This is a genomic window from Aetokthonos hydrillicola CCALA 1050, assembly GCF_017591665.1.
Taxonomy (GTDB): domain Bacteria; phylum Cyanobacteriota; class Cyanobacteriia; order Cyanobacteriales; family Nostocaceae; genus Aetokthonos; species Aetokthonos hydrillicola.
Window position 1 is genome coordinate 1 of the sequence record NZ_JAAKGC010000125.1, and the last position, 13,545, is coordinate 13,545.

Below are 13,545 nucleotides of genomic sequence, written 5' to 3' on the forward strand. Positions count from 1 at the left end.
TATTTATCCCGCTTCATCAATTCCACCGCAGTGGCGGAACTTGGTGTTTTGGTTGAATCCTTTGACAGCAGTTGTTGAGGTTTATCGTGACCTACTTTTAGTTGGAGAAGTTCATCACTGGGGAGAATGGGGAGTCTCTACAATAGTTTCATCTATAGTTTTCTGTGGTGGACTGTGGTGTTATCGCCGTTTGCGTCCCGCATTTGCAGATGTTTTGTAAAGCTGCTTTACTATTCATCAAGTTATTTATAGGTTGATGCCAGATACCATAAAATAACCGGCTTGATACAGGGGAACTTTTGAGTTATTAGAGCTTCCTAAGTCCAAGAGATATTATTTTAGGAGTCAAACTAATTTAGCAATCCTATTTGAGTTGTGAACTTATACGAAGGAAGGCAATGGGCAATGGGCAATAGATTTTTTTGACGAATGATTTAGGATTGCTATACTTTAGGAATTCAGTTTATGCTGTTTACTCTGATGCGATTTAGTAGTACAGGATACTAGTAAAAGAAGAGTGACGCCCGAGCGCTTCTAAGAGTGCGATTTTTATGGTGTGAGAATTTTAAGGATTAATAGCACAAGCATGGGAGAAGAAATTGCAATTTCTCTGGACAACGTCTCAAAGTGCTTTAAGCGGTATGCACATCCTGTAGACCGGCTCAAGGAACTTTTGTTACCCGGTAAAACCAGAAGTGATGAATTTTGGGCGTTGCGAGGAATTAACTTAGAAATTCCTAAGGGAAAGACAGTAGGAATTGTTGGACGTAATGGTTCTGGAAAAAGTACGTTGTTACAAATTATCGCCGGAACACTGACGCCAACAACAGGAACAGTACAAGTTAAAGGTAGAGTTTCTGCACTTCTAGAACTTGGGAGCGGGTTTAATCCCGAGTTTACAGGAAGGCAAAATGTGTTTTTCAACGGGCGGCTTTTAGGATTAAGTCAACGAGAAATTGAAGAAAAGTTTGATGAGATTGCTGGATTTGCTGATATTGGAGACTTTATTGATCAGCCTGTTAAGACTTATTCTAGCGGGATGTTTGTCCGCTTAGCGTTTGCAGTTGCAGTAAATGTAAATCCAGATATTTTAATTGTTGATGAAGCGCTCGCCGTTGGTGATGTGGTGTTTCAGCACCGATGTATGCGGCGCATGCGAACATTAATGGATTCTGGAGTAACAACGCTGTTTGTTTCTCACGATTCAGGAGCGATTAAAACATTATGTAATTCGGCTGTAATGATTCATGACGGGAAAATATACACTTCAGGACTGCCGAATACAGTCATTATAGAATACATGAAATTGCTAACAGAATTAGAACTAGAATTAGATATAGGTCAACCTGAAGTTGAAGCAGCAAAATCGAGCAATCCGAATAACTCTCATCATTTAATTTGCAATGGAGTTGATGTAAAAGAATCTTCTAGTAATATAAAACTAGCAAGGAGAGGTAATGGTAAAGCCGTTATAGAAGAAGTCAGTTTACTAAATCAATTTGAAGAATACGTTGAAAGTCCTATTTTTGGATTTAATGAAGAAGTAACATTAACAGTTTCTGTAAAGGTAAATACCTCACTTCAAGGATGTATTATTGGCTTTTATATTTGTGATAAAAACGGAAACGAAATTCTTGGAAGTAATACTTTTGAAGAAAGTCATCCGATTGGTAAATTGTCAGCAGGAGATAGGTTACAAATACAATTTAAATTTAAACTACCTATAAGAACTGGCTCTTATAGTCTGACGGTAGCAGGAGCAGAAAGCTATACAGCTATGACTTTTGACTGGATAGATAATGCAATGGTTTTTCAGGTACTACCGCCTGATACGGGTAAGCGTATCCATGCGTTAGTTGATCAGCCAATGGAAGTAAGGGTAAACCAGATCTCTCAACAAGCTTGAAAAAAGAGGAGTCAGAAACTGCCAAACCGTATAAAATTATGTATATTTTTAATACATATGTAAAATTTGAACTGGGTGCGTTTGATGAAACTTTTATTTTTAAATAAGCGTATTATTTAAACTACAAAATGTACACATTGTTAATATTAGTGACTTTAGATGAGAGTATGATTGCATGAATAGTAATTGGCAGAAAGATTATCCCTTATTATCAGATCTGTCTGAAGCAAATTTGGATGACAACAGCAGCTTAAAGAAAATGTTGCAGTTGGTAGGAGACAACAAGCGCGTGGTAGACTTCGGCTGTGCCACCGGTTATTTTGCTAAGTTACTTACTAACAGAGGTTGTCAAGTAACTGGAGTTGAAGTGAATTCAAAAGCAGCCAAATTAGCAGAACAATATTGTGAACAAGTTATTGTTGCTGACTTGGATTTTGTGTCTCTATCTGAGATTTTGCCAAAGCAAGGATTTGATGTTGCTGTATTTGGAGATGTTTTAGAACACTTACGAGATCCTTGGAGAGTCTTGAGGGAGACTAGAGAGATATTAAAACCAAAAGGATATGTAGTTGCTTCTATTCCCAATATTGCTCATGGTGCTATTCGATTGGCTCTATTACAAGGACGTTTTGAGTATATGGAACTGGGAATTTTAGATCGTACACATCTAAGATTTTTTACACGCAAAAGTGTTGAAATCCTATTTGACGAATCAGAATTCTTTGTAGATTCTGTGGAACGAACAAAGCTGTCTATTTTTTCTGGATCAAATTGGATACCGGAGCTTAAGCAAGATACTTTTGAAAGTAAAATTGTTCAAGAAATTGAACAAGATGAAGATGCAGATACATTACAGTTTGTCGTTAAAGCATTTCCTTCAACTATAGAGGGGAAATATGCAGTTTTGAGTAACCAGTATTCAAGCTTAGTTGAGGAAGTTAAGTCTTCCCATAGTCAGCTAAACCAAATTAAAGTAGAGTTGGAGCAATTGCAAATTGAACTACAAGAGAAAACAGGTCAACTGGAGTGTTCACAATTCCAAATTCAGCAAAAACAGTCTGAATTAGAGCTTTCTAAAGTTGAAATTCAGCAAAAACAAATATATTTAAATGAATCACAGTTTCAACTAGAACAAACTCAAGCGGAACTAGAACAAACTCAAGCAGAACTTCAAAAAGCCCAAGTAGAACTACAAGAGAATCAAGCAGAAGTAAGGCAAATACAATGTCAAATTCAGCAAACTCAAACAGAATGGCAGGAAACACAAACTAAGTTGCAACAAGCTCATCAAGGGTGGGAATCTTGTCAAAATATTATCAAAGCGATGGAAAGCAGTAAATTTTGGAAACTACGACAAGCTTGGTTTCGACTGAAACGCTCTCTTGGACTCAAAGCTTATTGAATTTTTTTAATTAAAGTAAAACTTGTCAACTAACAAGGTATACTCTGAGAGTAATTAAACAGAAACAACTGAAAATGATTGAAAAAAATCAACAGTCTCAATTACTGGAGATGCAAAAATATCTCGCTAACCGCCAATCACAACTGCTACAAATGCAAGGAGAAATTGAAAAAGATTACTGTCATCTCCAACCAACTCAAGCTAACGTTATACATGAAAATGCTCAACAAACATCTAAACACAATGAGCAATGTATAAATTTTGAGAAAGAACCTATTAATATTAAAGGTTCAGATTTAACTGTTGATGAAAAAAGATTATTAGTTATTTCTCGACTACAGGCGTCAAAAATATGCGAAATGTTGGGAAATAATCCTTGGAAATTGATATCAAATAGTCCCTATGATATCTGCGAAAATCCGTGTATTTCTATTATAATTACCCTTTTTAACTACTCAGAGTATATCTATGAATGTCTAGACAGCGTATCTAAATCAGATATTGCTGATTTGCCTGGCGATATAGAAATATTAGTAATTGACGACTGTTCAACAGATAACTCAGCAACTCTAGTTGAAGAGTATTTGCTAGAATCTAATTTACCTATTTGTTTGATTAGAAAACTGTTTAACACTGGTTTAGCTGATGCAAGAAATTTAGGTCTAAAACTTGCTCGTTCTCCTTATGTATTCATCTTAGATGCGGATAATTGGATTTATCCAAATTGTTTGACTGTGCTATACAACTCAATAAAATCTTCTAATTATGCTGCTGTTTACGGTGAAATAAGTAGATTTGATAACGAAACAAAAAAAGAAATTAACCGAATTTCATGTTATGAATGGGATGTGCATAAGCTTGTAAAGCAGCCTTACATAGATGCTATGGCTATGTTTAATAAAGACATGGTACTTAAGGTTGGTGGATACTCAACAGAGTTAATTGAATATGGTTGGTTTGGATGGGATGATTATGACCTCTGGTTAAAATTAGCTCAATTTAACTACACTTGTAAATTCGTACAAAAAGTTCTGAGTGCATATAGAGTTCATGGTTTATCCATGATAAACACTACTAATAAGTATACCGTGAACCTTACTAAATACTTTCATATAAAATTTGCTGATCTTATCAAGAAGTATAAATCATCGGATATGGTGTTTGGATTTTATGAAAGCCAAATTTATTCATCGACTGATTCACAGGCTCAACAAAGGGTAAACAAATCGGAATTGCAAGAGCTACATCAGGCGTATGCAATAATCACTGCAATGCAATCAAGCAAATTCTGGCAATTGAGAAATAATTGGTTTAAGTTGAAGAAATTTTTGGGATTAGCTAAGGATGTTGATGTTAAAATATAAACAAAATTAGAAATATGATTGAAAGTATATATTCCAAAGTTGCAGCTTACATCACTGCTTATAATGACTTAGAAGCACTTGATAAAACTATTAATGCAATACAGAGGCAGTCTTATCCTGTTATAGAAATATTTATAGTCGATAACTCTAAAACTGAGTTAGTTACTGAGGACAGATATAAGAACACAGTAGTAGAATTTCATCCTGAGAATCTAGGAGTAGCTGGAGGATTAAAAATAGCTATTAATTGGGCTACAGAAAAAGGATACGATTTTCTTTGGCTTTTTGATCAAGATAGCGAACCTGAGCCTGATGTTTTAGAAAAACTATTAGTGAAACACCAGGAATTATCTCACAAAGGCGAGAAAATAGGAATTATCTCTCCTGTCATTATTGATATAAATACTAAACAAGAATTTGCAGGGTGTGTTTTTCTAAAATACAAACTTGTACCTATTCCTGGGTGTTCGGAAATTAAAGATTTTTATAAGTGTGATGCTGTAATTACATCTGGTTCTCTAGTTAATCTCAGTTCAGCTAAACACGTAGAACCTCCTATAGAAGAATTATTCCTAGATGCTGTGGATTACGCATACTGTATGAACTTTAGAAAGAAGGAGTATGAAATTATTGTTGTCAAAGATACAATAATGAAACATCGGGTTGGCAATTATTCTAAAGTAAAAGATAGGCTTATCAAAGGAAACAACGAAGTCATAACTTTCGTTTGTTCACCGTCTCGGTATTACTATGCGTGTAGAAATCATACTTTTTTTGAGACTCGCACTGCAGAAAAAGCTATGTTATACCGTTCAGTTATATATAGAACCAAGTTATTAATAGATATGATAACGCGAATCATACGTTACGAGCCAGACTTAGTTTTACTTAAAATATGGGCTTGTATACTTGGAACTTTTGACGGCTTTATTGGAAAGCTGGGTAAAACTTGGTAAACTAAAAACGCGAATTCAACTAATGGCACAATGGGTAAAATCCACAGAACCTGCAGTTCCGGTAGAGTTTAACAATATTAAATTCTACAAAAAATTAGCACCCATCTGGGCTAAATGAGGGATTCTTGAGCAACAAAACAGTAGCAGCATACATTACTGGATATAAAGATTATGCAGCTATTAATCAGTGTATTAAGGCAATTAGTCAACAGTCTTACAAAGTAAGTGCTATCTTTGTGCTAGACAATTCGCCTGTTTCACTTATAGAAGGTGTTAACGATAAAATCTTCGTCAACCACCAACCAAGTAACATTGGTATTGGGGAAGGTTTGAGGATAGGATTAGAGTGGGCGCTCAGCAAAGGATATGATTTTTTGTGGACGTTTGATCAAGATAGCATTCCTACTGCTGATTGTTTGGAAACCCTTTTAAAAGCTTATGATAAGTTCTTTAATGAGAATTATAAAATCAGTATTATCGCTCCAAGTTCTATAGATCAAAGAACTAATGAAGTTATCAAGGGTGTAATGTTTAAATGCGATCGCTTTGTTGCTCGTGATCATATTCCTACCGTTGATTTCTATGAGTGTGATGCGACGATCACCTCTGGTTCGTTAATTTGTTTGAGAGTTGCGACATCTATTTTACCCCCCAGAGGTGATCTATTTATTGATGGTATTGACCTTGATTATGGATTGCGTTTGACGCAACAAGGTTTTAAAAACCTAATTGTTCCTAGTGCAATTATGTATCACAGTTTTGGTCAGCCTATTAAAGTTAGATTTTTCAATAGAGAAATTTTTGTACAAGAATACTCCGCGCTTCGCCACTACTATATTTGCCGAAATCACACATACCTATCCATGCATTATGCAAAAGGATGCTACAAACTAACAAGCTTTCTACGGCGCGTAAAGTTTTTAATCCGTGCTCTTGCGTTTATCATGTTGTATGACTCCCAAGAAAAGAGGATCAAAATCTGGGCTTGCCTATTAGGAACGTTTCATGGTTTAAAAGGTAAACTAGGAAAAACTTGGTATTAAAACTTATAATTAAGGATATACTAACGTTAGATTATCTCTACTTAAGATATGTCTCATGCAAACAAGTGTTACATAGGAGAATTTTAAAAATTAGCTTTTTATTATATAATCACGCTTCAGACTTCGATTTTAACCCATGCAGGCTAGTAACTGTGCCTGGAATTGGGGAAATAAAATGCTACACGCTCCTATGGAGCGAAGCGCACCGATATAGTATAATGTGTTTATTTGCCTAGCATCTGTTGTATTATAATTTCCTGTCATGAAATTGTGCCATGAAAACATAAAAAATTCTTGAGTATCTTTTATGACTATTGACAATCGACTCTTTAAGCTGTTTTTTGCAGAGCAAGTAACTTTATATTTTTCACCTTAATTTATGACTGCTGAAACAATAATTCCTTCTTTAACAAGTTTAGAATATATTCTTTATATCGATAATAATGGGCAATTACCTGAAGAATTTCAATCAAAAATAGGAGTATACGCAATTTTTGATCAAGAAAAAATACTTCAATTCGTAGGATATTCTCGAGATGTTTATCTAAGCTTAAAACAGCACTTAGTACGTCAACCTAAAAATTGTTATTGGGTGAAAATTCAGACAATTGAACGTCCTAGTCGTACTTTTTTAGAAAATGTGGAGAAGTTTTGGATTGAGGAAAATGGTAGTGTTCCTTCAGGCAATGGGAACGAGAAAGAAAAATGGACCCAGCCTATTAATGTTAAGGCTTTTATGCTAGGGGATGAACAGGCTAACTACGACAATCCAGCGAATGATGAAATGACACAAATCAAAATTATAAAAAATGTTGCTCGACGAATAGAGACAGAAATTTTAGAAGAGTTAGAATCTCGTGGATTACAAACACAACTTCGCTTTAATCCTAAGTTAAAAGAGCAAGGGCTATTGGATTTGAAATGAACACAAGATTCTAATCGGGTTGTTATTTTTTATACTTAATTCAAAGGTTTGTAGTTGCGCTTTAGCGTGCTAAAGCAAGCCAGTGCGTTAGAAGGGTTTCCCGGCTTAAAGCAACTGGCGCGCAACTACGAACTTAAGAGGTTAATTGCTGTTGTTCTTGTTCTTTTTGTAATGCTGCGTACAATCTATTAAGGGCATTTACATAAGCTTGGGCTGATGCTACGATGATATCCGTGTTTGCTGCATGACCAGAAAATATTTTATTTTTGTGTTTTAGGCGGATAGTTACCTCGCCGATAGCATCGATACCCGCTGTAACAGACTGTACAGAAAACTCGATTAACTGGTTGGGGACATTTACTACCCTGTTGATAGCTTTGTAAACCGCATCTACTGGTCCTGTTCCAATTGCAGCATCAGTTAATTCTTCTCCTTCTGGGGTACGAAGGGTGACTGTAGCAGTAGGACGGGCGCGATCGCCACTAGAAACCTGTACTAACTCTAAACGGAATAAATCAGGGGCTTGTTGAATCTCGTCGTTGATGATTGCTTCCAAGTCCCAATCAGAAATTTCTTTCTTCTTATCCGCAACCTCTTTGAATTTTACGAATGCTTTATTCAATTCAGTCTCTGACAATTCATACCCTAATTCTGACAAGCGAGTTCCAAAAGCATTTCTTCCTGAGTGTTTACCCAAAACTATCTGATTTTCTGTTAATCCAATCAATTGGGCATCCATAATCTCATAAGTGAGCTTATTTTTCAAGACTCCATCTTGATGAATTCCAGATTCATGGGCAAAAGCATTTGCTCCGACAATTGCTTTATTTGGTTGGACTAGCATTCCCGTTAAATTAGAAACCAGACGAGAGGTTTTATAAATTTGTCTAGTGTCGATATTTGTCAGGGAATCTTCAGAATCTGCCGGACGACCTAAAAATGGATTAAAATACTGCCGACGTACATGCAACGCCATTACCAATTCTTCTAATGCTGCGTTTCCTGCTCGTTCACCAATCCCGTTGATAGTACATTCTAATTGCCGCGCTCCATTTTTCACAGCTTCTAAGAAGTTGGCAACAGCTAACCCTAAATCATTGTGTCCATGGACTGAAATAATTGCTTGATCAATATTAGGTACGTTGTCTTTAATGCCCTTAATAAGGGATCCAAATTCGCTTGGAGTGGTGTAACCCACTGTATCGGGAATATTAACTGTTGTTGCGCCTGCTTTTATAACTCGTTCTAACACTTCATAAAGAAACTCTGGGTCAGAACGTCCAGCATCTTCAGGAGAAAATTCTACATCATCAACAAACGTTTTAGCATAAGCGACCATTTCTTCTGCGATCGCTAGCACTTCTGATCTTGTCTTTTTCAGTTTGTACTTGAGGTGAATATCACTGGTGGCGATAAAAGTATGAATTCTGCCAAAAGCAGCTGGTTTTATGGCTTCTGCTGCGGCTTTTATATCATCTTGCCGTGTTCTTGCCAAAGAGCAAATTATTGGCCCATCTTCCGTTCCGACGACTTTAGCAATTTTATTAACAGCCTCAAAATCTCCAGGACTAGCAAATGCGAAACCCGCTTCTATCACATCTACACCTAGACGTGCTAGTTGTTTAGCGATCGCTAGCTTTTCATCTATGTTGAGGGTTGCTCCTGGGCATTGCTCCCCGTCTCGAAGTGTGGTGTCAAAAATGATTATTTTATCTAATTTAGTATTCATTTCCGCGTCTTTGTTAAATTTTGAATTTTTACTTAACATAGCTTATAACTTTACTTTTTTTTACTCTTACCTTTGTAAAAAATAATTGTTTTCGCTTCTAACCATCAATTTTTTCTATTTGGTCGCGTATATCATTCAAATCTATATATCTATCCGTAGCATTACGTAGCTCTCTCGCTATCATTCCTTCTGTTGATACAACAGTAATATAAGTATTTTTTCCACGCAGTAGTTCGATAGCTCTTTCAAAATCTCCATCACCACTAAATAAAACCACTCGATCATACTGATCTACTGTATTAAACATATCTACGACAATTTCAATATCTAAATTTGCTTTTTGTGAATAACGACCAGAGGAATCATCATAGTATTCTTTGAGAATTTTAGTTCTAACTGTATATCCTAAACTAATTAGAGCATCTCTGAAACCACGCTGATCTTGTGGATCTTTTAAGCCTGTGTACCAGAACGCATTGATTAAAGCTGTCTCTGCCTGCTCGTTTCTAAAATATTCTAAGACGCGGCGTGGGTCAAAAAACCAGCCATTCTTTTGTTGAGCATAGAACATATTGTTTCCGTCTACAAAAATAGACAGACGATTCATCGGAGAACCCATAGAAAATTACACCTAAATAATAAATAAAGAATTTAGATTGAACAATAGATTATAGCAATTATAAAATGATATATTTGCTAATATCTATAAACATATCGTCATACATAGCTTTTATCTAACCTCTCTGACAGTAGAAAATGGGCTGAAACATTGGTATTGAGATGATCACGTGCTAAACCTTTTTTACTGTTTATGCAGTCATAAGCATTCCGTAATCAAAATCTACCAATAAAATTGACTAAACAACAGTATTCTTAGCAGTCTATCAGTTAAGTTTACTCCTAAAGAGGTATTTAATTGACTTAGAGTACAGATAATAGTGTCTCCGTCTTTATACTTAAGCGAAGAAGGTTGGTATCGAAACTTAAACAACGGCGTACTTGAGATGTACCTGCTTTAGTTCGCGACCTTTACTCTGGTTAGAGGGTATTTAAGCGGGTACGCACGAGCAAATGAGCTAAAGGGTGCTTGACGGCAAAGGACCATATCCTCAAAGCGAAAGACAAATGTAAATGTCACATAGATGCAAAAAGCACCCATATGATTTAACAAAAAGTTCCCAAAATCACCTTTCCATCAGGTAGAGTATTAAGTTAAATAGAGTGGCAGCGCACTAAAGGTGGCAAAATCTAGCTAGAACTCATATATACGTAAAAAAACAACTCTTGAAAGCTAGTCTAGACAAGAAAGGGTGCGTATTCTCCAGCTGCTATGAGCTTTACTGTGATGGGTGTACGTAAAAAGTCATCTTTTAAAGATATTGCTCGAAAATCAACGAGCCAAAAGTCAAGTGAACTTTAAGACATAAAATAATATGGGACAAAAATCTACATCTTCGTTAACAAAAAAATATGTCTCTGCTACCCATCGACAATTTAGTAACCTAAGCAAAGCAACTGTAACAGGGTTGGCACGTTCACCAAAGTTTATGGCCCGCTTAGGTCATGGGCTTAATGTTGCTTCGGCGCTAGGGGCAGCAATGCTAGCCACTTCTAGTTTGACCCTACCCCAATTTATGGAAAGTCAAGCTCAAACATTCTTTTATTTAATAAGAGGACCATTAACACCAACCAGAGATATAGTAATTTTGGCAATTGATGATCAGTCTATATCAGTGCCAGCACAGTATTATAAAACAAATCCACAACAGTACGCTTATTGGGAACCACTAAAAGCGTTTCCTTTCAAACGAGAAGCCTATGCCCAAGTCACCGAGCGTTTGATTAAGTCTGGAGCAAAGTCCGTTGCAATAGATGTTTTATTCGATACGCCAAGCAGTTATGGTAAAAATGATGACGAAAAGCTGAGACAGTTATTACAGCGTTATGGAAGTCAAGTGACCTTAGCGGCTCTTTACGAAAATACCGAGACGGAAAACGGTAGCGTAGTACAACTCAAGGGACCGCAGCAGATGTTTCTTACTGGATCTGTCTCAATCGGATTAGTGAATTTTCCTTTAGGAGCAGATGGTACGATTCGGAAATTAGCTAGCGAGTTTCCTAAGTTGTTAGGTGATGCTGTGTCGGAGAAGTTGCCTTCCTTTGATGAAGCAGTTCTTAGAGCATCTCAAGTAAACTATCCCCAACCCAAGGGAAATCAAATTTATTTTCAGGGACCAGCCGGTACATTTGAAGTGATTCCGTTTTCATACGTACTTGACCCCCAAAATTGGGATACTTATTTACAGCAGGGAAAGATTTTTAAAGACAAAATTGTGTTGATTGGCGCAACAACTAAGTTGAGCACTGATTATCATCCAGTAGCAGCATCTGGAAGCTGGCTGTCGCCACAACCTATGTCAGGAGTAGAAATTCATGCTAATGCGATCGCAACTTTAATCGAAGATCGAACAATCCAAGAAATCCTTAAGAGTGGTCAAGCACGTGGTTTATTCGTACTTGGGTTAGTAGGTGGATGCGGGGTAATAGTCGCCAGGAAAAAGCAAGGCATTATCAGACTATACTTAAGTCTTGCTCTTGCTACCCTTTGGGGAGCAATTAGCTATATATTATTTGTTTATGCTCAATTAATTCTCCCCGCAGCTGTTCCAGTACTAGCGCTGGCAACGATTGGGCTTTGCTATATGGGAACTGAAGTGGCTAAAGAAGTTTTCAGAAAAAGTCAATTGTTGGATGTTTTTCAAAAATACGCATCTCATCATGTTGTTCGGGAGATTCTCAGTCAGCAAGATGATCTCAAAGACTTACTCCAACAAAGAGAGATGGCAATATCAGGAAAGCTTCTTGATGGACGTTACAAGATTATTAAAGTTCTAGGTTCAGGTGGGTTTAGCGAAACTTATATTGCTGAAGATACCAGACTTCCTGGCAACCCTTTATGTGTTGTAAAGCAGCTAAAACCTGCCCATAGTAAACCGGATCAGCTGATAGTTGCTAGGCGTTTATTTAATTCCGAAGCACAAACACTGCAAAAATTGGGAAGACACAACCAGATACCCCAACTTTTAGCCTATTTTGAAGAAGAAGAAGAATTTTATTTAGTTCAGGAGTACATAGTTGGTCATGCTTTAAGTCAAGAACTGCCTACGGGAAAACGCATCCCTGAAACTACAGTTATCAAGATGTTGCGTGATTTATTGGAAATATTGGCATTTGTGCATCAAAATGGTGTTATTCACCGAGATATTAAACCCAGCAATATTATTCGTCGTGACTCAGACGGTAAACTAGTATTGATTGATTTCGGTGCTGTTAAAGAAGTTTCGACACAAATACTTGATAATCAAGAGCAAACCTCCTTCACGATTAGCATTGGGACCAAAGGTTATGCGCCTACTGAACAATGCTATGGGCGTCCCCAATATAGTAGTGATATCTATGCAGTCGGTATAATAGGGATAAAAGCTTTAACTGGTAAAGCACCTCATGAACTAGAAAGAGATGGTAATGGAGAGTTGATATGGAGTACCTTGGCAGAAGTAAGTAAACCCATGGCTAAGATTCTTAGCAAAATGGTGTTGGAAAACTTCCAGCAAAGGTATCAATCTGCCTCTATAGCTCTTGAAGCACTTAACAAATTAATAGCTCTTGAAGGTAAATACTCTTTATCAACAGATGATTTAACAATAGCGACGATATCGTTAGAAGATGATTCGTACACTCCTACCACACCTTGGACAGGAGTAACTGAACAAACCCCAGATTCCCCTCCTCCTGGTTCTTAACCACTCAGGTGATACTATCTGTTTTAGGAATTCTGTAAAAGCGCAGATATTCAATAGAATTATCGGCTATTGAGAACTGGTTTCCCGCTTCAGCAACAAAATAGTAGCGTCTACCTTGAAAACCTGTAAACCTGACTAACATTTTGTAACCGTTGAGAAATTGAACTTCATAAATTTTGCCAACCTCCAGTTCATTTGGTTGTATTTGTTCCCTCATCGTTGATAGCCGAACTGTTTGGTTTACTCAAGTGAAGATTGGATATGGGTTGTGAACTAGTTACATAGAGTTTCTGTCACCCTGTTTGTTCTGGTGACATATATGCTAGAGTTCCTTCGATGTAGTTGGGATTGGTAATCTGGGGTACCTCCTGATTCAACTTTGACGCGATGCTAAAGTCAGTAAGTTTAACTTGTTGG

The 13,545-nt window shown here is 36.8% G+C and carries 11 protein-coding genes; 8 read left to right on the forward strand and 3 right to left on the reverse strand.

What is annotated here, in order from left to right:
* The 7 genes from G4P69_RS32350 to G4P69_RS32380 form a co-directional block, all read left to right on the forward strand.
* A partial coding sequence (locus tag G4P69_RS32350) for an ABC transporter permease (RefSeq protein WP_390693626.1) occupies nt 1-220 on the forward strand: 220 nt, incomplete at its 5' end.
* A gap of 366 nt (nt 221-586) precedes the next feature.
* Complete coding sequence (locus G4P69_RS32355) at nt 587-1,906, forward strand: ABC transporter ATP-binding protein (RefSeq protein ID WP_208339872.1); 1,320 nt, start codon at nt 587-589, stop codon at nt 1,904-1,906.
* A 175-nt stretch (nt 1,907-2,081) separates the two neighbouring features.
* The gene (locus G4P69_RS32360; RefSeq protein WP_208339873.1) at nt 2,082-3,308 is read left to right on the forward strand and encodes a class I SAM-dependent methyltransferase; all 1,227 of its coding nucleotides are present in this window, start codon (nt 2,082-2,084) and stop codon (nt 3,306-3,308) included.
* A gap of 74 nt (nt 3,309-3,382) precedes the next feature.
* Nucleotides 3,383-4,672, forward strand: coding sequence for a glycosyltransferase family 2 protein (locus tag G4P69_RS32365; RefSeq protein WP_208339874.1), 1,290 nt, complete (start codon nt 3,383-3,385; stop codon nt 4,670-4,672).
* A 14-nt stretch (nt 4,673-4,686) separates the two neighbouring features.
* Nucleotides 4,687-5,628, forward strand: coding sequence for a glycosyltransferase family 2 protein (locus tag G4P69_RS32370; protein ID WP_208339875.1), 942 nt, complete (start codon nt 4,687-4,689; stop codon nt 5,626-5,628).
* Between the two features lie 125 nt (nt 5,629-5,753).
* On the forward strand, nt 5,754-6,671 hold the full coding sequence (locus G4P69_RS32375; RefSeq protein WP_208339876.1) for a glycosyltransferase family 2 protein: 918 nt from the start codon (nt 5,754-5,756) through the stop codon (nt 6,669-6,671).
* 379 nt (nt 6,672-7,050) lie between these two features.
* Complete coding sequence (locus tag G4P69_RS32380) at nt 7,051-7,596, forward strand: GIY-YIG nuclease family protein (protein WP_208339877.1); 546 nt, start codon at nt 7,051-7,053, stop codon at nt 7,594-7,596.
* A 133-nt stretch (nt 7,597-7,729) separates the two neighbouring features.
* Here G4P69_RS32380 and G4P69_RS32385 read toward each other — a convergent pair whose 3' ends face one another.
* Together G4P69_RS32385 and G4P69_RS32390 are read right to left on the reverse strand one after the other, a co-directional pair.
* Entirely contained in the window at nt 7,730-9,325 is a 1,596-nt protein-coding gene (locus G4P69_RS32385) for a 2-isopropylmalate synthase (protein ID WP_208353880.1), read from the reverse strand.
* A gap of 97 nt (nt 9,326-9,422) precedes the next feature.
* A complete protein-coding gene (locus G4P69_RS32390; RefSeq protein ID WP_208339879.1) occupies nt 9,423-9,944 on the reverse strand; it encodes a LabA-like NYN domain-containing protein in 522 nt (173 codons plus the stop codon).
* Between the two features lie 814 nt (nt 9,945-10,758).
* Here G4P69_RS32390 and G4P69_RS32395 point away from each other — a divergent pair.
* Nucleotides 10,759-13,128, forward strand: a complete 2,370-nt coding sequence (locus G4P69_RS32395; RefSeq protein WP_208339880.1) for a serine/threonine-protein kinase — start codon at nt 10,759-10,761, stop codon at nt 13,126-13,128.
* Between the two features lie 4 nt (nt 13,129-13,132).
* On the opposite strand, the gene G4P69_RS32400 is transcribed toward G4P69_RS32395, so the two are convergent.
* The gene (locus G4P69_RS32400) at nt 13,133-13,345 is read right to left on the reverse strand and encodes a hypothetical protein (protein ID WP_208339881.1); all 213 of its coding nucleotides are present in this window, start codon (nt 13,343-13,345) and stop codon (nt 13,133-13,135) included.
* Between the last annotated feature and the right edge of the window lie 200 nt (nt 13,346-13,545).

Excerpts from the sequence above, each read along its gene's own strand:
- G4P69_RS32355 (WP_208339872.1), top strand. The coding sequence starts at position 587 with ATGGGAGAAGAAATTGCAATTTCTCTGGACAACGTCTCAAAGTGCTTT.
- G4P69_RS32360 (WP_208339873.1), top strand. The coding sequence starts at position 2,082 with ATGAATAGTAATTGGCAGAAAGATTATCCCTTATTATCAGATCTGTCT.
- G4P69_RS32365 (WP_208339874.1), top strand. The coding sequence starts at position 3,383 with ATGATTGAAAAAAATCAACAGTCTCAATTACTGGAGATGCAAAAATAT.
- G4P69_RS32370 (WP_208339875.1), top strand. The coding sequence starts at position 4,687 with ATGATTGAAAGTATATATTCCAAAGTTGCAGCTTACATCACTGCTTAT.
- G4P69_RS32380 (WP_208339877.1), top strand. The coding sequence starts at position 7,051 with ATGACTGCTGAAACAATAATTCCTTCTTTAACAAGTTTAGAATATATT.
- G4P69_RS32385 (WP_208353880.1), bottom strand. The coding sequence starts at position 9,325 with ATGAATACTAAATTAGATAAAATAATCATTTTTGACACCACACTTCGA.
- G4P69_RS32390 (WP_208339879.1), bottom strand. The coding sequence starts at position 9,944 with ATGGGTTCTCCGATGAATCGTCTGTCTATTTTTGTAGACGGAAACAAT.
- G4P69_RS32395 (WP_208339880.1), top strand. The coding sequence starts at position 10,759 with ATGGGACAAAAATCTACATCTTCGTTAACAAAAAAATATGTCTCTGCT.
- G4P69_RS32400 (WP_208339881.1), bottom strand. The coding sequence starts at position 13,345 with ATGAGGGAACAAATACAACCAAATGAACTGGAGGTTGGCAAAATTTAT.